The following is an 18,731-nucleotide window of genomic DNA, read 5'->3' as shown; positions in this document are numbered from 1 at the left end:
TCAGACGCTTAGTCTGCCGTCTCGAAGCCTTCCAGCACGTTCACCACATTGATGCCGATTTCCTTCACCGCATAGCCGCCTTCGAGGATGAAGGCGGTGGGCAGGTTCAGATGCGCCAGGCGCTCGCCCACGCGCAGGTAGTCGCCGCTTTGCAGGGAGAAATGCGACAGCGGGTCGCCGGCGAACGTATCCACGCCGAGCGAGACCACCAGGGCGTCGGGTGCATACATCTTGATGCGCAGGCAGGCCGTCTCCAGCGCGGCGAACCAGCTGGCCGTGGATGTGCCGGCCGGCAGCGGCAGATTGACGTTGTAGCCGAGTCCCGCGCCGCTGCCCGTCTCGTCGGCGTGACCCAGGTAAAACGGGTATTCGCTGCGCGGATCGGCGTGGATGGAGGCGAACAGCACGTCGTCGCGTCCGTAAAAGATGCTTTGCGTGCCGTTGCCGTGGTGGTAGTCGATATCGAGGATGGCGACCTTGCGGGCGCCGTCGTCGAGCAGGTGCTGCGCGGCCAGGGCCGCGTTGTTCAGAAAACAGTAGCCGCCAAAGAAATCGCTGCCCGCGTGATGGCCGGGCGGGCGCGTCAGGGCGAACGTGGCTCGCTCGCCCAGGCGCAGCGCGTGGGCCGCGTTGACGGCGCAGTCGGCCCCCGTCTTGGCCGCCGTCCAGGTGCCCGCCGTCAGCGGCGTGCCGTTGTCCATCGAATACAGGCCCAGCTTGGCCGTGAAGTCGTCCGGTTCGATGTCGCTGCGCAGGGTGCGCACGGGCCACACGGATGGCAAGGCGTCCTTGCTGGCGTTGTCGGGGCTAGCGCCAGCCAGTCGTGCCAGGCGTGGCGCAGGAAATGCAGGTAGCGGGGCGTGTGGATGCGTTCCAGCGACGTCAGCGGCACGCCGTGCGGCGTGACGATGCGGCCCAGGTTGCGCCGCCCCAGCTCGGCCACCACCATGTCGGCCCGCTCCGGTGTCTCGAAGCAGGGCACCATGGCGCCGCGAAACATCTCGAAGCGGCCCCGGTGCTGGCCGTGCAATTCATTGTAGAAGGTCAGCATCGGGGCGTTTTGCGCAAGGTCAGGTGTGCGAGCACAGGGTGCTGGCGCGGTAGGCGGCGACGAAATCGTCGAAGCTGCCGGCTGGTGCCGCTTCCATGGCGCGCTGCTCGGCCAGCGAGCTTTCCGCCAGCTGGTCGAAGTACGCGCTTTGCTCGGGTGTGGGCGGATGCGCGCGGAACCAGGCGGCGTGGCGTTCGCTCTGGCGCAGGCCGAAGGCGGCAAACGAGCCGCCGTTGGCGCGCAGCTCGGCCAATACCTTTGCCGATGGCGTCGCGTCCGGGTCGGCCAGTTTACGGGCTTGCGCCGCCAGGCTGTCCGCATGCTGCGTGCCGCCATGGCGCGCATCGAGCAGGGCCGCCACAGGCGCGATACGCGCCAGCAATTCCTCGCCCCAGGCCTGCAAGCGGATTTCCTCGCCATCGCGGCGCAGGGTCAAGCCCGGCTTGCGGCCTTCCTTGACGGTGCGGGCGAAATTGTGCGTGTAGCAGGCGCTTTGCTCGGCAGAAATCGGCGCGCTGTCGTCGAGCGCGCAGAACAGCAGGAAGGCGTCGAGGAAGCGGCCCGTTTCCAGGCTGATGCCCACCGGTTCGAACGGGTCGACATCCATGCAGCGCACTTCGATGTATTGCACGCCGCGCAGGCACAGGGCCTGGATGGGGCGCTCGCCCGTGCGGATCACGCGTTTCGGGCGGATGGTCGAATAGTATTCATTTTCGATCTGCAGCACGTTGGTGGACAATTGAATCCACTCGCCATCCTGCTTTGTGCCCAGCGCCGCATACGGCGGATACGGGTCGTTGACGGCGTGCGTGAGCGCGTTGACGTAATCATCGAGACTGTTTTCGTGCGGGCGCAGGCCGGACTGGGCGTCGTTCTGGTAGCCGAGGTCACTCATGCGCAGGCTGGTCGCGTACGGCAGGAACAGGGTGTCGTCGGACAAGGTGTCGAGCTTGTGCGCGCGGCCGCGCAGGAAACCGGCGGACAGGGCCGGCGAAGCGCCGAACAGGTACATCAAGAGCCAGCTGTAGCGGCGGAAATTGCGGATCGTCGCCAGGTAGCTTTCCGACTGCACGTCTTTCGGCGTCGCGGCCGCGTGCGCCGCGCTGGCGCGGGTGTCCGGATGGCTGGCCAGCACTTGCCACAGCTGTTCGTCCAGCGAATAGTTGTAATGGATGCCGGCGATGCATTGCATGGCCTTGCCGTAGCGCAATGCCAGGCCGCGCCGGTAGACGTGCTTGAGCATGCCCATGTTCGAGCTGCCGTAGTTGGCGATCTCGATATCCTCCTCGGGCGGCAGCTGGCAGGGCATCGACTGGCTCCAGAGCAACTCGTCGCCGAGGCGGCTGTAGGCATGGCGGTGCACGGTATCGAGCTTGTCGAGCGTGACGGCGATGTCGGCTTCCGCTGGGGTGATGAATTCGAGCAGCGCTTCGGCGTAGTCGGTGGTGATTTCAGGGTGCGTCAGCGCCGAGCCCAGGGCGGCGGGGTGGGGCGTGGAAGCCAGATGGCCGGCATGGTCGACGCGCAGGGTTTCACGCTCGATGCCGCGCAAGCCGCCCAGTAGCGCGCGGTTGGCATCTTCGGTCAGCAATGCCAGGCGGCGAGTCAACAGGTTGGGCAATTTGAGCTTCCTTTCTTGTGCAGCATATAAAATAATTTGTGCTGAGATTAACCGAATTTTGGCAAATGCGTCGGCGCCGGCCCAAAAAACGCCGCGTCGCCAGCGTCCGCCCCGGGGAACGGGGACGGCGCTTCGGTCAGGAATTCGCTTGATATTTTAACAAACTGCGGGGGATCTGGCGCGCCGCCGGGTCAAGCTTTGCGCAGGTGGCAACGTCAGCCCAGACGGGCGCCGCTGACCCGTTCGATGCCGGCCAGGTCGCGCCAGCTTTGCACCTTGTTGTAGCCGGCAGCGGCCAGCAGCTCGCGCACGGATGCCGCCTGGTCGTAGCCATGTTCCATCAGCAGCCAGGCGCCCGTTGCCAGGTGGCGGGCGGCGCCGGCAACGATGGTGCGCAGGGCCGACAGGCCGTCCGCATGGTCGGTCAGCGCGCCTGCCGGTTCGAAGCGCAGGTCGCCTTCGGCCAAGTGGCGGTCGCCGCTGGCGATGTAGGGGGATTCGAGACGATCAGGTCGAACTTTTCCGTGCCCAGCGCTTCGAACCAGTCGCTGGCCATGAAGGTGATGTTGACGCCGTTGGCGCTGGCGTTGCGGCGCGCCACGGCCAGCGCCGTGCTGCTCACGTCCAGGGCCGTGACGACGGCGTCGGGCCGCGTATGCGCCAGGGCGACGGCGATGGCGCCGCTGCCCGTGCCCATGTCGAGCACCCGTCCGCCGGGCGGCAGGCGCTCCAGCGCCAGTTCCACCAGCACTTCCGTGTCGGGGCGGGGGATCAGCACGGCCTCGTTCACCTCGAACGGCAAGCCGAAAAATTCGCGCTGGCCGACGATATAGGCGATCGGCTCGCCTTGCAGGCGGCGCGCCAGCAAGGCTGACAAACGCAGGGCTTCAGCGGCAGTGAGCACACGCTCCGATTGCGTGATCAAGCTGACGCGCGACAGGCCCAGCGCGTGGCCGAGCAGGATGCGGTTGTCGAGCGGGTCGAGCAGCGGACGGATTTGCAGGGCGCCGACAGTGCTGCCGGCGGGGATCAGTGTTTCTGGCATGAATAGTCTATTATTTTTTGCGGCGCAGCAGTGTCCACAGCAGGCCTACGGTAAAAATGGCGAACCAGGCGAATGCCCATTGCGGGATCGACAGGCCGAAAAACGGCTCGCCGGCGTTTTCGCAGGCGCCATACGATTCAAACATGAAGGGCATGAGCTCGGCCGTGAAAATCTTGTTCAGCGCCGTTTCCACCGGGTCGATGCCGCACGAGAAGCCGGGATTGGCCAGCACGTACAGATGCTTGGCGCCCACGCCCAAGCCACCCAGGGCAGCCAATACGCCGATGCCGGCGCCGATTTTCGGACGGTTGGCGGCGGCGCCCGCCAGGCAGGCGATGCCGATGGCGAGGAACAGGTAGCGCTGGATCACGCACAGCGGGCAGGGTGCCATGTTCATGGCATGCTGCAAATACATGGCCACGCCCAGCATCAGGAAACACAGGGCGGCGATCGACAGGAGGACGGTGCGTGAATTTTTCATGGGCGACACGGTGAGGTGGATGGAATCGAGCTAGGCATTCTCGCACAAGGCCGGATTTTTATTGCTTAGCCGCTACTTAAACCCTTGATCTGGCTGGGCGCTTTAAAAAGTGTTCAGGGCAAGGCGCAGCGCCGCAGGCAGTACGAATGTACGGCCAGGCGATGCAACGCCGCCATGGACGCTTTTTAATCGCCCAGCGCGGCAAGCAGCTCCGCCTGATGCTCTGCCGCCAGCGCATTCGTCAGCTCCGTCAAATCCCCATCCATGATGAAGTCCAGTTTATATAACGTCAGGTTGATGCGGTGGTCCGTCAGGCGGCCCTGCGGGAAATTATAGGTGCGGATGCGCTCGCTGCGGTCGCCCGAGCCGATCAGGCTCTTGCGCGTGGCCGCTTCCTTCGACTGCTGCTCGCGCAATTGCACGTCCTTGATGCGCGCGGCCAGCACTTTCATCGCCTGCGCCTTGTTCTTGTGCTGGCTGCGGTCATCCTGGCATTCGACGACGATGCCGGTGGGCAAGTGGGTGATGCGCACGGCCGAATCGGTCTTGTTGATGTGCTGTCCGCCCGCGCCCGAGGCGCGGTAGGTGTCGATGCGCAGGTCGGCCGGGTTGATGTTGACGTCTTCCACTTCGTCCGCTTCCGGCATCACGGCCACCGTGCAGGCGGACGTGTGGATACGGCCCTGCGTTTCCGTGGCCGGCACGCGCTGCACGCGGTGGCCGCCCGACTCGAATTTCAGCTTCGAATACGCGCCATTGCCGACCACGCGCACGATCACCTCGCGGTAGCCGCCCAGGTCGGAATCGGACGAGGACACCAGCTCCACCTGCCAGCGGTTGCGCTCGGCAAAGCGCGTGTACATGCGCAGCAGGTCGCCGGCGAACAGGGCCGACTCGTCGCCGCCGGTGCCGGCGCGAATTTCGAGGAAGATATTGCGCTCATCGTTGACGTCCTTCGGCAGCAGCATGGTCTGCAATTCGCGCTCGAGCCGCGCCATGGTGGCCTTGGCTGCCTCGATCTCTTCCTGGGCGAATTCCTTCATGTCCGGATCGCCCAGCATCTCTTGCGCCGTGGCGATGTCGTTGCCCGCTTCCTGGTAGGAACGGTACAGGGCCACCAGCGGGCCCAGCTCGGCATGTTCGCGCGTCATCTTGCGGTAGCTGTCCATGTTCGACGTGGCGTCCGGGTGCATCAGCAGTTCGTCGAGTTCGACCAGGCGGTTCGCCAGTTGATCGAGTTTGGCCAGCATGGATGGTTTCATAGCGATTCGCGGTAAAAGAGTATAGGGATGATGCAAGCCCGGCAGGCGGGCAGGGGGCGGCCTTGGGCGGCCAGCGGGGCTGCGCTAACGGCGGGGGCGGAACAGTTTCGGCAGCAGGGTGACCAGCTGTTTGCGCTCGTCGCCCTGCGCATGGTGCAGCGCCTGCTGCGGACCGTGCAGGAACTTGGCCGTCAAGCCTTTCGACAGCGCTTCGAGCACGGCGTCGATATCGGCACCCTTGGCCAGCATCTTGCGCGCCCGTTCCACTTCCAGCAGGCGCAAGGTTTCGCTGTTTTCATGCAGATGCTGGATGACGGGCACCATGGCGCGGTCGTCGACCCAGCTCATGAACGATTGCACGCGCGTCTCGATGATGGCTTCGGCTTGCGCCACGGCCGCCTGCCGGCTTTCCAGGCCCGTCTGCACGACCTTGCCCAGGTCGTCGACCGTGTACAGGAAGACGTCGTTCAAACGGCCCACTTCCGCTTCGATGTCGCGCGGCACGGCCAGGTCGACCATGAACATGGGCTTGTGGCGGCGCGCCTTGATGGCGCGCTCGACCAGGCCCAGGCCCAGCAGCGGCAAGGACGATGCCGTGCACGAGATGACGATGTCGAACTGGTGCAACTGCTCGGGCAAATCCGCCAGGCGGATCGCCTTGCCGTTGAAACGGTGCGCCAGTTCCTCGCCCCGTTCCATGGTGCGGTTGGCAATGGTGATGCTTTTCGGGTTTTGCGCGGCAAAGTGCGTGGCGCACAATTCGATCATTTCGCCGGCGCCGATGAACAGCACGTTCTGTTCGGCGATCTTGTCGAAGATGCGCTGCGACAGGCGCACGGCGGCGGCCGCCATGGATACGCTGTGGGCGCCGATTTCCGTGCTGCTGCGCACTTCCTTGGCCACCGAAAAGCTGCGCTGGAACAACTGGTGCAGATACGTGCCCAGGCCGCCCGCCTCGTCGGCCGTGCGGATGGCGTCCTTGATCTGCCCCAGGATCTGCGTTTCGCCCAGTACCATCGAGTCGAGCCCGGAGGCGACGCGGAAGGTGTGGCGCACGGCATCGTGCTGCGGCAGCATATACAAGTGGGGGCGCAGCTCGCTGTAGTTGAGCTGGTGGTAGTCTGCCAGGAAATGCGCGCCCGCGTCGAGCGGATTGGGCACATGGCTGGCCGCATACAGCTCGGTGCGATTGCAGGTCGACAGGATGGCCGCCTCGTCGTTGTCGCGCAAGTCGATGCGCTGGAACCAGGTGCGCGCCGCCATCACCGCCTGGCCCAAGTGCTCAGGCGCAAACGCCAGCTGTTCGCGGAGCGACACTGGGGCGGTGGTATGGTTGAGACCGACGGCGAGCAGTTGCATTTCAGGGCTGTTGGATGACTTATGGCGACATTATAACGCTTTGTGCCCGCGCTTTGAGCAGGTCAGCCGTTTGCCGCCGTTCAGCCGCCCAGTTTTTCCAGTCGATAACCATAACTGTAGACGGGCACGAGCCGGTAGCCGTGTTCCGGTTTCAGCTGCAGCTTGTTGCGCACGCGCGAGACGTGCGTATCCATGGTGCGCGAGGGCAGGGCCGTGTCGCGCTGCCATACGGCTTCGTGGATGTAGGCGCGCGACAGGGGACGGCCCAGGTTGCGGAAAAACAGCAGCGCCAGGGCGAATTCCTTGTGCGTCACGTCCAGCACTTCGCCATCGCGCAACAGGCGGCCGGGGCGGGTCTCGAACGTGTAATGACCGAATTGCAAGTATTCGGCGCCATTCTGGGCCGGGTACGCCACGCGCAGCAGCGCCTGGGTGCGCAAGGTCAGTTCGCTGCGCCGCAGGGGCTTGATCATGTAATCGTCGGCGCCGGCCGTCATGCCCGCCACCACGTCGTCTTCGCCGGAACTGTTGGTCATAAACAACACGGGCGCCTTCGGCGCCAGTTTTTCCCGGGCACGGCGCAAGACTTCCGCGCCGTCCAGATCGCTCACATGCCAGTCGAGGATGAGCATGTCGCAACTGTCCTTGCGCAGTTGCCCCAGCATTTCCTTGCCACTCTGAAACTCGTGGCAAGCGTGGCCGGCGGCGGTGAGCACCTGGCAGATCAGTTCTGCCTGGCTATGGTCGCTATCGAGTACGGCAATTCGCATAATGGGCTGGAGTGTGTAGCAACAAACAGACGGTCTGCTCTGCTTATCGTAATGTTAAGGAATGCTCAAGTGAAATATAACAGAGATTGCAACTGTGTCCAGTGAAATCGGAGGGCTGACCCTTTACGTTACACTTGTTCATCTACCCTTACTAGCGGAGAAGCGGCCATGCCAGACAAGAGCACTACCGATTGGACCCTGATACCGGCCAGTCGTGCCGAAATCGAGCAAGTGCGCGAGCGTTGCCGGCGCCTGGTGCAGCGGCGCGCCATGATGTCGGCCGGCGCCTCGGCCATACCCATTCCCGGCATCGACCTGATGTCGGATGTCGGGTTGTTTTCCATGCTGATCAACGATATCAACCACGAATTCGGCCTCACGCCCGAGCAGATCGAGCGCCTGAACCCGCAGTTCAAGATGATGGCCTACCGCGCGGCGGTGGGCATGGGCGGCATGCTGGTAGGAAAGTTAGTGTCGCGCGAACTGATTCTCCACCTGCTCAAGCGCAGCGGCGTCAAGCTTGCCACCAAGCAGGTGGCGCGCTTCGTGCCGTTCGCCGGCCAGGCAGTGGCGGCGGCCATCGGCTACGCCGTATTCCGCCAGATCGGCAACCAGCACGTGAACGCCTGCGCCGCGGTGGCGCAGGAATTGCTCACGGTCAGGCCGGAGTAAACCTTACGCGTCCGGCAGCACCACATTGACGTCGAGCACTTCCAGGTTGCCCTGGCGGTCCAGCGATATCTTGATGTCGTCGGCATTCACCTTCGTGTACTTGGAAATGACAGCGATCAATTCCTTGTGCAGGGCGGGCAGGAAGTCCGGACCATCGCGTCCGCTGCGTTCGCGGGCGATGATGATCTGCAGGCGTTCCTTGGCCGCGGTGGCCGTCTTCGGCTTGGGGGGAAGAGGAAAGAAAGCAAGGCCATATCACTTCGCCCCAAAAATGCGCTGGAGTAATCCAGGCTTTTCATAGTTGGTAAAGCGCAACTCGACCTCTTCGCCGAGGAAGCGCGAGACCACGTCTTCATAGGCTTGCGCCACGTCCGTGCCCGTGAAATGGATGGCAGGATTGCCCTGGTTCGAGGCGGCCAGTACTTGTTCCGATTCCGGAATGATGCCCACCAGCGGGATGCGCAGGATTTCCTGCACGTCCTGGTAGGACAGCATTTCATCCGATTCCACGCGTTTCGGCGAGTAGCGGGTGATCAGCAGATGTTCCTTGACCGGTTCGCCGCCCGTCTGCGCGCGGCGCGACTTGGCTTGCAGGATACCGAGGATGCGGTCCGAATCGCGCACCGACGACACTTCCGGGTTGGTGACGATGATGGCTTCGTCGGCAAACGTCAGCGCCATCAGCGCGCCATGCTCGATGCCGGCCGGCGAATCGCAGATGATGAACTCGAAACCCATGTTGATCAGGTCGTTCAACACGCGTTCCACGCCTTCTTCCGACAAGGCATCCTTGTCGCGCGTCTGCGACGCGGGCAGGATGAACAGGTTGTCGCAGTGCTTGTCCTTGATCAGGGCCTGGTTCAAGGTCGCTTCTTTATTGATCACATTGATCAGGTCGTAGACGACGCGGCGTTCGCAACCCATGATCAGGTCGAGGTTGCGCAGGCCCACGTCGAAGTCGAGCACGGCTGTCTTGTGGCCGCGCATGGCCAGGCCAGTGGAAAAACTGGCGCTAGAGGTCGTCTTGCCGACACCGCCCTTGCCGGACGTCACAACAATAATTCTTGCCACAAATAATCCTTTTCAGATATCTCTTGAATTGTGCAGCTTAAGAGCGGTTCACGGGAGTGACCGGATTGACAGAGTGTATATCGATTCTGTCTCCAGCCAAACGAATTTGCGCGGGCCCGCGCGCCATTTCCGCGGGGAAACCATCCTCGAACGTGCGGTACACGCCGGCGATCGAGACCAGTTCCGGTTCCATGGCCAGCGCGAAGATGCGCGCCTGGGGATTGCCCGAGGCGCCGGCCAGCGCGCGGCCGTACAGCGAGGAATACACGTGGATGCTGCCGTCGGCGATGATTTCGGCGCCATTGTTGACGACGGCGGTGATGATCAGGTCGCAGCCGCGCGCATAGATGCGCTGGCCGGCCCGCACGGGCGTGTCGATCACCATCACTTGCGCGTCGGCGCCCGCCTGGGCGGCCGCCGTGGGGGTATCCTTGGGACCATCCTTGGGCGGCGCATCGTCGCGCGTCTTGCCGCTGTCGAGGCTCAAGCCTTGCGCCAGGATGGCGTCATGCATGTCGGCCGGCGCATTGCGCACGGCCACGGCATTCAAACGGTATTTTTTCAGCAGGGCCACGAGGGCGGCCCAGTCGATGGGGACGCTGCCGGGCGGCAAGGCCGCCACGTCCAGCACGGCCAGGTCGTCCTCGAAAAAGTCCGCCACGCCTCCCGTCATGTCGCGCAAGGCGGCATCGAGTGCCTGCGTATCGGCGCTATGCAGAATGGCGGAGACTGCAACGACGGTGGAAATCTTGATTTCGATAGGCTTCTGCGACGGGCTTTTGGACATAAACATTTATCAAAGTGAAACTGCGGCAGGCCAGATGTTCCGTACGGCAACAATGGGAGCAGTAAATTTCTTGCATTCTACTGCAAAAAAATCAGCATCAGGGGCCTGGCGCGTGCTATTCCGCAGGGCAACACCTACTTCATGTCAAAAAAACGGGCGGCGCCCCGGAAAACCGCTGCGCCGCCCTGCAAGCCGCCGAGAATGCGCCCTGGCGGCGCTGGTCCAGGATTAAGCGGCGCGCATCTGCCGTGCCGCCGCCACCATGTTTTTCAAGGCCGCCTCCGTTTCCGCCCAGCCCCGCATCTTCAAGCCGCTGGCTTTTTGCAGCAATGTCACCATGTCGACGGTCGAGGGAATCCGCGGTGAATGGATGCCGTACACGCCGGGGCCGATTTCGTTCGGGTACCGGAACTGGCCTGAGCCCGTCAGCAGTTCCATGTAGGAGCGGCTCGTCTCTATCGTGGTGACGTCGGCGTCCATGGCGGCGATCTGCGGCAGGACGTCGTTGAACTGCGCATGGCATATGTGGGTGTGGATCTGCGTCGTGTCCTTGACCACGGAAGCGGCGATGCGGAAGGCGCGCGTGGCCCAGTCCAGGCAGGCGTCCCGCTGGCTGCGGCGCAGCGGCAAGCCTTCGCGGATGGCCGGCTCGTCGATCTGGATGATGCCGATGCCGGCCGTTTCCAGGTCTGCCACCTCGTCGCGGATGGCCAGGGCGATCTGCAGCGCCGTGGCGGCGCGCGGCTGGTCGTCGCGCACGAACGACCATTGCAAGAGCGTCACCGGGCCCGTCAGCATGCCCTTCACCGGTTTGCCCGTCAGGCTTTGCGCGTGCACCGTCCATTTGACAGTCATGGCGGCGGGGCGCTGCACGTCGCCATAGATGACGGGAGGTTTCACGCAGTGCGAGCCGTACGATTGCACCCAGCCATGGCGCGTGAAGGCGAACCCGTCGAGCTGTTCGCCGAAGTAGTCGACCATGTCCTTGCGTTCCGCTTCGCCATGTACGAGCACGTCCAGGCCCAGCGCTTCCTGGCGCCCCACGGCGTGGGCGATTTCGGCGCGGATGGCCGGCCTCTGCGGGAAGGAGCCGATGGTCGTCGTCGGGAAATCGGGTAACTGGAAACGCGCGTGCTGCATGGCCTGGCGCTGCGGGAAGCTGGAATCGCGGCGGTCCACGGTGGGCGTGAGCGCTTGCAGGCGCTGCGCGACCGCCGCACGGTGCACGCGGGGGCTGGCGCGGCGGCTGGCGATGGCACGGCGGGACCTCGCCAGCGCGGTATCGTCGGGACGGCCTTCCAGCGCACCTTTCAGCAGGGACAGTTCCTCCAGCTTTTCCGTGGCAAACGCCAGCCAGCTCTTGATGTCGCCATCGAGCTCCGTCTCCGCCTCCAGGCTGAACGGCACGTGCAGCAGCGAGCACGACGGCGCCAGCCACAGGTGGCCGTGGCGCTTGGCCGCCAGCGGCTGCAGCACGGCCAGGGCCGCGTCGAGGTCGGTGCGCCAGATATTGCGGCCATCGACGATGCCGATCGACAAGACTTTATGCGCGGGCAGCCAGTCCGTCACGCTGGTCAATTCATGCGGCGCGCGGATGCCGTCCACGTGCAGGCCGGCCACGGGCAGGCGGCACGTCAGGCTGAGGTTTTCTTCCAGCGGCGAGAAATACGTGGCCAGCAGGATATTGACGCCCACCTGGTTCAGCTGCCAGTAGGCGCTTTCAAAGGCACTGCGCCACGCATGGGGCAAGTCCAGGCCCAGGATCGGTTCGTCGAGCTGCACCCAGGCCACGCCTTGCTGCTTCAGGCGGTCGAGCAGGGCGCCGTAAACGGGCAGCAATTGTTCCAGCAGGGCCAGGCGGTGGAATGCCGACTCGCCCGCCGTCTTTTCCTTGCCCAGCCACAGGAAGGTGAGGGGGCCGATCAGGGCCGCCTTGACCTCGTGGCCCAGCGCCTGCGCCTCGGCCACTTCCGCCAGCAGGCGCTCGCACGCCAGCGAAAAGCGGGTCTGCGGCGACAATTCGGGCACCAGATAATGGTAATTGGTGTCAAACCACTTGCTCATTTCCAGCGCATGGCCGTGGCTGCAGCCGGCATGCTCCGCTTGGTCGGTACCGCCGCGCGCCATCGTGAAATAGCGCGACAGCGGCGATTGTTCCGCGCCGAAATCAAAACGCGCCGGCTCGCAGCCCAGCAGCTGGATATGGCTGGCCACCTGGTCGTAGAAGGCGAAGTCGCCCACGGTGACGTAGGCCAGGCCCGCGTCGCGTTGCTGCGCCCAGTGGCGTGCGCGCAATTGTTGAGCCGTCGCTTCCAGGGCCGCCTCGGACATCTCGCCGCGCCAGTGGCTTTCCAGCGCCGATTTCAGTTCGCGCGCGGCGCCGATACGGGGAAAGCCAAGGATGTGGGTACGAATGGGCATGATGTCATCGAGATTTAATGTGAATGCGCTAGAGTGTGCGGCAACTTGATCTATAATCAAAACGAAACATTTTACCGAATAACATGAAAATAATTCACGCACCAACCTCATTTTCCCGATGCTAGAAATCCGCCACCTGCGCACCCTGAGTGCGCTGCGCTCCTCCGGCAGCCTGGTGCGCGCCGCGCAATTGCTGAATCTGACCCAGTCGGCGCTGTCGCACCAGATCCGTTTGCTGGAAGAGCGCTATAACGCACCCTTGTTCGAGCGCAAGTCGATGCCGATCGCGTTTACGGCCACGGGCAGCCGGCTCCTGGCCCTGGCCGACAAGCTGCTGCCCGAGATCGAGTTGGCCGAGCGCGACGTGGCGCGTTTGTCGCAGGGCGACAAGGGGCAGCTGCGCGTGGCGCTCGAGTGCCATACCTGTTTCGACTGGCTCATGCCCGTGATGGATGCGTTCCGCCAGCGCTGGCCGGAAGTGGAGATCGATCTTGTCTCCGGCTTTCACAGCGAGCCGGCGGACTTGCTGCGCTCGGGCGAGGCGGATCTCGTGATCGGCTCGCCGTACGGCCCCGACTTCACCGTGTTTCCCCTGTTCCGCTTTGAAATGCTGGTGGTGATGGCGCAGAAGCACCGGCTGCAGGCGCAGCGCCGGCTGATGGCGGCCGACTTTACGGGCGAGACCCTGATCACCTATCCCGTGCCGGAAGAGCGCATCGACCTGATCCGCGAAGTATTGAAGCCGGCCGGCATCGTCTTCGAGCGCCGCACGGCCGAACTGACGGTGGCCGTGCTGCAACTGGTGGCGAGCCGGCGCGGCATCGCCGCCTTGCCGAACTGGGCCATCAAGAATTACGTCGATTACGATTATGTGGTGGCGCGCCCGGTGGGCGAGCATGGCTTGTGGAGCGATTTGTACGTGTCCGTGCCGGAGCCGTTGCAGGACAAGGCGTACGTGCGCGATTTCGTCAGCGTGATACGCGAGCAGTGCGCGGCCTCGCTCGACGGTATCAAGTTGTTGTCCTGATCAACGTTGAATTGGAAACAAACCAACAGCAAAGCTTGATAAATATCAAGGTTCAGTAATGAACCACCGCTTACAGTTGAGTACTGTGCGGCGCAACATGGCGTCGCCTACTCTTTGGGGAGGAACGACATGTTTTCATTTTCCGAACAATGGGCACTGGCTGGCAAGGCCGTGGTGGAAGCGCAATTGATCAGCGCGCAAGCGTATGCCCAGGCTGCCGTCGACAGCGGCGCCAGCGTGCTGGACTTGCAGCTCGACGCGGCCCGCGCGGCGCTGGCCGCCGCTACGGTAGCGGGCAATCAGCTGCTGTCCGTGAAGGATCCGCAAGCGCTGCTGCAGCTGTCGCGCACGCAGTCGCAACTGGCCATCGAACGCATCGGTGCATATGGCCGCCAGGCAAAGGATGTTGCCCAAGAAACCCAGGAGAAATTCGATACGGTGACAAAGGGTGAGTTTGCTGCATCGCGGCAAAAATTTGGCGAGCTGTTGCAGGTGGTAAAGCAAACGCCCGTGCCCCTGATTATTCCCTTCAATAATTTTCTAAAAACCACTTTCGGCGGCGCCGATGAAGGGTATGATAAAAATAAAAACACGCGTCCTGCGCGCCAGGCCTAAGCGTGTTGCGGCCCGGCAGCGGCTATCCGCCGCGCCAGGTTGCCCGCCGCCACCGCAAGCAGGCCGTCATCGCCGCCGCCTGCGGTGCGGCGCTGGAACTGCGGCGCATGCCGCGCTAGAATGAAACGCAGCTTGCTGCGTCTTCCCGGATTCACTGGATTCCAATTGGATTCTATTAGCACCTTGACCTTGGCCCTCGTGGCCTGCATATCGGAGAAATAAATGGATGATGTCGTAATCGTGGCCGCCGGCCGTACCGCAGTCGGCAAATTCGGTGGCAGTCTGGCCAAGATTCCTGCGTCCGAACTGGGCGCGCATGTAATCAAGGGCTTGCTGGCACAAACCGGCATCGACCCGAACCTGATCGGCGAAGCGATCCTGGGCCAGGTGCTGACGGCCGCCGTCGGCCAGAACGCCGCGCGCCAGGCCGTCATCAAGGCTGGCTTGCCGAGCAGCATTCCCGCTTTTACCATCAACAAGGTGTGCGGCAGCGGCCTGAAGGCCACGCACCTGGCGGCGCAAGCGATCAAGTGCGGCGACGCCAACATCATCATCGCCGGCGGCCAGGAAAACATGAGCGCCTCGCCGCACGCGATGAACGGTTCGCGCGACGGTTTCCGCATGGGCGACTTCAAGATGATCGACACCATGATCGTCGACGGCCTGTGGGACGTGTACAACCAGTACCACATGGGCATCACGGCGGAAAACGTCGCCAAGAAATACGAAGTGACGCGCGCCGAGCAGGATGAATTCGCGTTGCAGTCGCAACTGAAGGCGGAAGCGGCGCAAAAGGCGGGCAAGTTCAAGGATGAAATCCTGCCGCTGGAAATCGCCAACAAAAAAGGCACCGTCGTCTTCGACAGCGATGAATACATCAAGCCCGGCTCGACCCTGGAATCGCTGGCCGGCCTGCGCCCCGCGTTCGCCAAGGACGGCACCGTTACGGCCGGCAATGCCTCGGGCCTGAACGATGGCGCCGCCGCCGTGATCATGATGTCGGCCTCGCAAGCGAAGGAACTGGGCTTGAAGCCGCTGGCGCGCATCAAGGCCTACGCCTCGTCGGGCCTGGACCCGGCCGTCATGGGCATGGGTCCCGTCTCTGCCTCGCGTCTGTGCCTGAAAAAGGCCGGCTGGACGCATGAAGAGTTGGACTTGATGGAAATCAACGAAGCGTTTGCCGCGCAAGCGATTGCCGTCAACAAGGAAATGGGCTGGGATACCAGCAAGATCAACGTGAACGGCGGCGCGATCGCCATCGGCCACCCGATCGGCGCCTCGGGCGCGCGCATCCTGGTCACCCTGATCCACGAAATGATACGCCGCGACGCCAAGAAAGGCCTGGCCGCGCTGTGCATCGGCGGCGGCATGGGCGTGGCTCTGGCGATCGAACGCGACTAGTGGTGGACAATCGAACTTGACCTACTGCGCGTCGCGATTTGCGGCCTGCGATGCTCGCCGTGCTGGAAGCACGGTTGCGCTTCTTAGCCACAACTCGCTGCCGCTCGCTACGGTCAGGTTCGATGTAATCGGCCGCTGGATGGATCGGCGGTATGGATCGCTTCAACTAAATTATTAACTTTTTAGCAATAGAACGACACTGAGGGGATGAAAATGGCAAGAGTTGCATTGGTAACTGGTGGCATGGGCGGTTTGGGCGAAGCGGTGTGTTTCAAGCTGGCGGCGCTCGGCTATCGCGTGGTGACGACCTATTCCCCGGGTAATCCGAAGGTCGCGGAATGGCTGGCGACGACCAAGGACATGGGCTACGACTTCAAGGCGTATCCGTGCGATGTGGCCGACTACGATTCGGCCGCGGCCTGCGTGGCGGCCGTGGAAGCGGAAATCGGTCCTGTCGACGTGCTGGTGAATAACGCCGGCATCACGCGCGACATGACGTTCAAGAAGATGGACAAGACGAACTGGGATGCCGTGATGAGCACCAACCTCGATTCCGTCTTCAACATGACCAAGCCCGTCTGCGACGGCATGGTGGAACGCGGCTGGGGCCGCATCATCAATATCTCGTCCGTGAACGGTCAGAAGGGTGCTTTCGGCCAGACCAACTATGCGGCCGCGAAAGCCGGCATGCATGGCTTCACCAAGTCCCTGGCGCTGGAAGTGGCGCGCAAGAACGTCACCGTCAACACCATTTCGCCAGGCTACATCGGCACCAAGATGGTCATGGCGATTCCGCAGGAAGTGCTCGACAGCAAAATCATCCCGCAAATTCCGATGGCGCGCCTGGGCAAGCCGGAAGAAGTGGCCGGCCTGGTCGCCTACCTGGCTTCCGATGAAGCAGCGTTCGTCACGGGCGCGAATATCTCGATCAACGGCGGCCAGCACATGTCGTAACCGGTATTGAGATACAACAGAAAAGACAGCTGCGGCTGTCTTTTTTTATGCTTGCCAGCAAAACAAGAGGGGCGCCGGATTTGCCTTAGAATCAGCATTTCTTCAACGCATCATCCTCCATGACTCTTGTTCCTGCCTTGCGCCGCGCCAGCGTGGCCGCCATCCTTCTTCTGGGCGCCAGCGCGGCCCAGGCCAGCGTCGCATTCCACGTCACGGTGGTTACCGAGCGCGTCAACCAGCCCGGCGTGAAAACCAGCTTGCCCGCGCGCGATATTCAGGAAAGCGACGTCGTGCTGGGCCCGCATTACCTGAGCGTACGCGATGGCAAGCGCTTGTCCGTGCTCGATTTCGCCACGCGCCGCCGGCACGTCATCGATACGGCGGCTTCGACCTACGACACGTATTCGCTGTTCGACGTGGCGGGCTTGCGCCGTATCGAGATCGGCCACCGCAAGGGCATGGCTGGCGTGCTTGAGGCGGGCGGCTTGCAAGCCCACGTCACGCCGTCCGTGTATGAAGAGCAAGCGCTGTCCGTGCTCGCTGGCAAGCGGCATGGCGCGCTCGTGCCCCAGGTGCTCGACGGCGCGGTGCTGTGGTCGCTTGACGGGCAGCCCCTGCTGCGCCTGGGGATAGCCGGCAGCCCCGTCAGCGGCGACGACGCCACGGCCTTTGCCCAGTACCTGCGCTACACCTGGGGCGGCCACCCGCTGCTGCTGAAGATGCTGGCCGATGGCAAGCGCATTCCCGCCGCATTCACCTTGCATTACCAGGAGGTGGGCGGCACGCTGACGCGGCAGTTCCGCATCAGCGCCATGACGGCGGGTGCGCCCTCCACGTATTCCCTGGCCGCCTACCGGCCCCGTCCGCTGGCAGCCGATGCGTCCCCGCTCGAGCGCGTGCTGGCGCAGGCGGCGCTGCTGCCGCCGCCGGGACCCCAGGTCCACCCTGCGTTGCGGGCCGAGGCGGAAAAACTCTTTGCCGCAGACCAGCCCTTCGAGGCTTTCTTGACCATGCTGGAAGATCATTTTTCCACGGGCGAACTGGTCGACAAGCTGTCGCCCCAGCAGATACTGGCCATGCAGGAATGCGAACCCATCCATGATTTGACGCGGGGATTGCTGGCCAAGGACCAGGAGGGTATCGCGGCCGCGCTGGCCAGCGTGCAGGAGTTGAGAAAGCAAACGGGACTGGCGCAGCCCGTCTTGGCCTTGTTCGAGGGGAATTTACGCGCCAAGCTGGGGCAATGGCCGCAAGCGACGGCCTTGTATCTGCAAGTGCTGCAGGCAAAACCGCAGATGGCGGCCGTGTACCAGGACCTGGGCGACGCCTTGCTGGCGCAGTTCGATGCGGCCAATGCCTGGCGCAGCTGGGATGCGGGGCGGGCCATGGCGCCGGCCTTGCGGCAGTTTCGCAAGGTCAACGACCTGGAACGCAACCTGCAGCGCGATGACCCCGCCTTCTTTGCCGGCGGCGCGCCGCCGCTGACAGATCAGCCCAGCACCAGCCGTCCGGCCAGCAAGACGAAGACGGTGGGCAGCACGAACTTGCCGTAAGGCGAAGGTTTGCCGCGCAGGCGGCGCGCCAGACGGGCGGCCAGCACGGCGTAGATGGCGTCGAACAGCAGGCCCACCAGCACCAGGATGGCGCCCAGGCGCAGGTATTGCAGGCCGACGCTGTCGCCGCCGGCGACGAACTGCGGCAGGAACATGCTGCAAAACAGCAGTGCCTTCGGATTGAGCAGATTCGTCAGGAAGCCGCGCACCAGGCTGGCGCGGGCGTTGTGCGCCGTGGCGGGGGCGGCCGTTTCCTGGGCCGTTTTGGTGGACAGGGCCGATTGCAGCAGGCGTAGCGCCAGGTACAGCAGGTAGGCGGCGCCCGCCCATTTGACCCACTGCAAGGCTTGCGGATGCGTCACCATCAACGCCGCCAGGCCCGCGCCCGACAGCGCCACGTGCACGGCGCGCGCGCCGGCGATGCCCACGGCCGTCACCAGCGCCGTGGCCACGCCGCGCGCGGCGCCCGTCGCCAGCACCAGCGCCATGTCGGGTCCCGGCAATAAAAAGGCGCCGGCCAGTGCCAGCAGGTACATCAGGAAGGTAGAATCGGACATGGCTCAGTCGAAAAGAAAGCGGGAGCATGCGCACGCTGCAGCCTGCTCGCCGGGCCCCATTATGTTCTTGTCGCGATGAAATGT

Annotated in this window: 15 protein-coding genes and 3 pseudogenes; 6 read left to right on the top strand and 12 right to left on the bottom strand. The window is 63.6% G+C overall.

The features are described 5' to 3' along the window. Positions 1–8 precede the first annotated feature (8 nt). The 7 genes and pseudogenes from ACRHIG_RS02340 to ACRHIG_RS02310 form a co-directional block, all read right to left on the bottom strand. A pseudogene (locus ACRHIG_RS02340) lies at positions 9–1,051 on the bottom strand (histone deacetylase family protein). A gap of 19 nt (positions 1,052–1,070) precedes the next feature. Continuing rightward, positions 1,071–2,672: a glutamate--cysteine ligase gene (gene gshA, locus ACRHIG_RS02335; protein ID WP_475416951.1), complete on the bottom strand. Its 1,602-nt coding sequence runs from the start codon at positions 2,670–2,672 to the stop codon at positions 1,071–1,073. A 215-nt stretch (positions 2,673–2,887) separates the two neighbouring features. After that, positions 2,888–3,717, bottom strand: a pseudogene (prmC, locus tag ACRHIG_RS02330) (peptide chain release factor N(5)-glutamine methyltransferase). Between the two features lie 10 nt (positions 3,718–3,727). Then, the gene (locus tag ACRHIG_RS02325) at positions 3,728–4,198 is read right to left on the bottom strand and encodes a disulfide bond formation protein B (RefSeq protein WP_489629261.1); all 471 of its coding nucleotides are present in this window, start codon (positions 4,196–4,198) and stop codon (positions 3,728–3,730) included. Between the two features lie 185 nt (positions 4,199–4,383). Continuing rightward, positions 4,384–5,460, bottom strand: coding sequence for a peptide chain release factor 1 (prfA, locus tag ACRHIG_RS02320; RefSeq protein ID WP_475416953.1), 1,077 nt, complete (start codon positions 5,458–5,460; stop codon positions 4,384–4,386). A gap of 84 nt (positions 5,461–5,544) precedes the next feature. Further along, the gene (gene hemA / locus ACRHIG_RS02315; RefSeq protein WP_070313089.1) at positions 5,545–6,819 is read right to left on the bottom strand and encodes a glutamyl-tRNA reductase; all 1,275 of its coding nucleotides are present in this window, start codon (positions 6,817–6,819) and stop codon (positions 5,545–5,547) included. An 80-nt stretch (positions 6,820–6,899) separates the two neighbouring features. Beyond that, on the bottom strand, positions 6,900–7,589 hold the full coding sequence (locus tag ACRHIG_RS02310; RefSeq protein ID WP_046681910.1) for a response regulator transcription factor: 690 nt from the start codon (positions 7,587–7,589) through the stop codon (positions 6,900–6,902). A gap of 168 nt (positions 7,590–7,757) precedes the next feature. Here ACRHIG_RS02310 and ACRHIG_RS02305 point away from each other — a divergent pair, with 168 nt between their 5' ends. Beyond that, the gene (locus ACRHIG_RS02305; protein WP_489629260.1) at positions 7,758–8,261 is read left to right on the top strand and encodes a hypothetical protein; all 504 of its coding nucleotides are present in this window, start codon (positions 7,758–7,760) and stop codon (positions 8,259–8,261) included. 3 nt (positions 8,262–8,264) lie between these two features. Here ACRHIG_RS02305 and minE read toward each other — a convergent pair. From minE to ACRHIG_RS02285, 4 genes and pseudogenes are all read right to left on the bottom strand, one after another. Then, positions 8,265–8,515, bottom strand: a pseudogene (gene minE, locus ACRHIG_RS02300) (cell division topological specificity factor MinE). Between the two features lies 1 nt (position 8,516). After that, entirely contained in the window at positions 8,517–9,332 is an 816-nt protein-coding gene (gene minD / locus ACRHIG_RS02295) for a septum site-determining protein MinD (RefSeq protein WP_034752889.1), read from the bottom strand. Between the two features lie 37 nt (positions 9,333–9,369). Beyond that, positions 9,370–10,119, bottom strand: a complete 750-nt coding sequence (minC, locus tag ACRHIG_RS02290) for a septum site-determining protein MinC (protein ID WP_489629259.1) — start codon at positions 10,117–10,119, stop codon at positions 9,370–9,372. Between the two features lie 228 nt (positions 10,120–10,347). Continuing rightward, positions 10,348–12,540 (bottom strand): 5-methyltetrahydropteroyltriglutamate--homocysteine S-methyltransferase, encoded by a 2,193-nt coding sequence (locus ACRHIG_RS02285; RefSeq protein ID WP_489629258.1) that lies wholly within the window; start codon positions 12,538–12,540, stop codon positions 10,348–10,350. A 118-nt stretch (positions 12,541–12,658) separates the two neighbouring features. On the opposite strand from ACRHIG_RS02285, the gene ACRHIG_RS02280 reads away from it, so the two are divergent. From ACRHIG_RS02280 to ACRHIG_RS02260, 5 genes are all read left to right on the top strand, one after another. Beyond that, on the top strand, positions 12,659–13,567 hold the full coding sequence (locus ACRHIG_RS02280; protein WP_475416956.1) for a LysR family transcriptional regulator: 909 nt from the start codon (positions 12,659–12,661) through the stop codon (positions 13,565–13,567). 129 nt (positions 13,568–13,696) lie between these two features. After that, entirely contained in the window at positions 13,697–14,182 is a 486-nt protein-coding gene (locus tag ACRHIG_RS02275; protein ID WP_489629257.1) for a phasin family protein, read from the top strand. A 222-nt stretch (positions 14,183–14,404) separates the two neighbouring features. Next, entirely contained in the window at positions 14,405–15,583 is a 1,179-nt protein-coding gene (locus ACRHIG_RS02270) for an acetyl-CoA C-acetyltransferase (RefSeq protein WP_034783723.1), read from the top strand. 213 nt (positions 15,584–15,796) lie between these two features. Further along, positions 15,797–16,537, top strand: a complete 741-nt coding sequence (phbB, locus tag ACRHIG_RS02265) for an acetoacetyl-CoA reductase (RefSeq protein ID WP_086137253.1) — start codon at positions 15,797–15,799, stop codon at positions 16,535–16,537. Positions 16,538–16,656: 119 nt separating this feature from the next. Continuing rightward, the gene (locus ACRHIG_RS02260; protein WP_489629256.1) at positions 16,657–18,090 is read left to right on the top strand and encodes a hypothetical protein; all 1,434 of its coding nucleotides are present in this window, start codon (positions 16,657–16,659) and stop codon (positions 18,088–18,090) included. On the opposite strand, the gene ACRHIG_RS02255 is transcribed toward ACRHIG_RS02260, so the two are convergent. Next, entirely contained in the window at positions 18,027–18,647 is a 621-nt protein-coding gene (locus ACRHIG_RS02255; protein ID WP_489629255.1) for a LysE family translocator, read from the bottom strand. The two genes, ACRHIG_RS02260 and ACRHIG_RS02255, sit on opposite strands and share 64 nt — an antisense overlap. Positions 18,648–18,731 lie beyond the last annotated feature (84 nt).

This window comes from Janthinobacterium sp. C22, from assembly GCF_057919405.1.
This window is presented reverse-complemented; position numbering and strand designations above follow the sequence as displayed.

Coding starts and splice junctions, on each gene's coding strand:
- ACRHIG_RS02285 (WP_489629258.1), bottom strand. CDS start 12,540: ATGCCCATTCGTACCCACATCCTTGGCTTTCCCCGTATCGGCGCCGCG.
- ACRHIG_RS02305 (WP_489629260.1), top strand. CDS start 7,758: ATGCCAGACAAGAGCACTACCGATTGGACCCTGATACCGGCCAGTCGT.
- prfA (WP_475416953.1), bottom strand. CDS start 5,460: ATGAAACCATCCATGCTGGCCAAACTCGATCAACTGGCGAACCGCCTG.
- phbB (WP_086137253.1), top strand. CDS start 15,797: ATGGCAAGAGTTGCATTGGTAACTGGTGGCATGGGCGGTTTGGGCGAA.
- ACRHIG_RS02310 (WP_046681910.1), bottom strand. CDS start 7,589: ATGCGAATTGCCGTACTCGATAGCGACCATAGCCAGGCAGAACTGATC.
- ACRHIG_RS02255 (WP_489629255.1), bottom strand. CDS start 18,647: ATGTCCGATTCTACCTTCCTGATGTACCTGCTGGCACTGGCCGGCGCC.
- ACRHIG_RS02260 (WP_489629256.1), top strand. CDS start 16,657: ATGACTCTTGTTCCTGCCTTGCGCCGCGCCAGCGTGGCCGCCATCCTT.
- ACRHIG_RS02280 (WP_475416956.1), top strand. CDS start 12,659: ATGCTAGAAATCCGCCACCTGCGCACCCTGAGTGCGCTGCGCTCCTCC.
- hemA (WP_070313089.1), bottom strand. CDS start 6,819: ATGCAACTGCTCGCCGTCGGTCTCAACCATACCACCGCCCCAGTGTCG.
- ACRHIG_RS02325 (WP_489629261.1), bottom strand. CDS start 4,198: ATGAAAAATTCACGCACCGTCCTCCTGTCGATCGCCGCCCTGTGTTTC.
- minC (WP_489629259.1), bottom strand. CDS start 10,119: ATGTCCAAAAGCCCGTCGCAGAAGCCTATCGAAATCAAGATTTCCACC.
- ACRHIG_RS02275 (WP_489629257.1), top strand. CDS start 13,697: ATGTTTTCATTTTCCGAACAATGGGCACTGGCTGGCAAGGCCGTGGTG.
- ACRHIG_RS02270 (WP_034783723.1), top strand. CDS start 14,405: ATGGATGATGTCGTAATCGTGGCCGCCGGCCGTACCGCAGTCGGCAAA.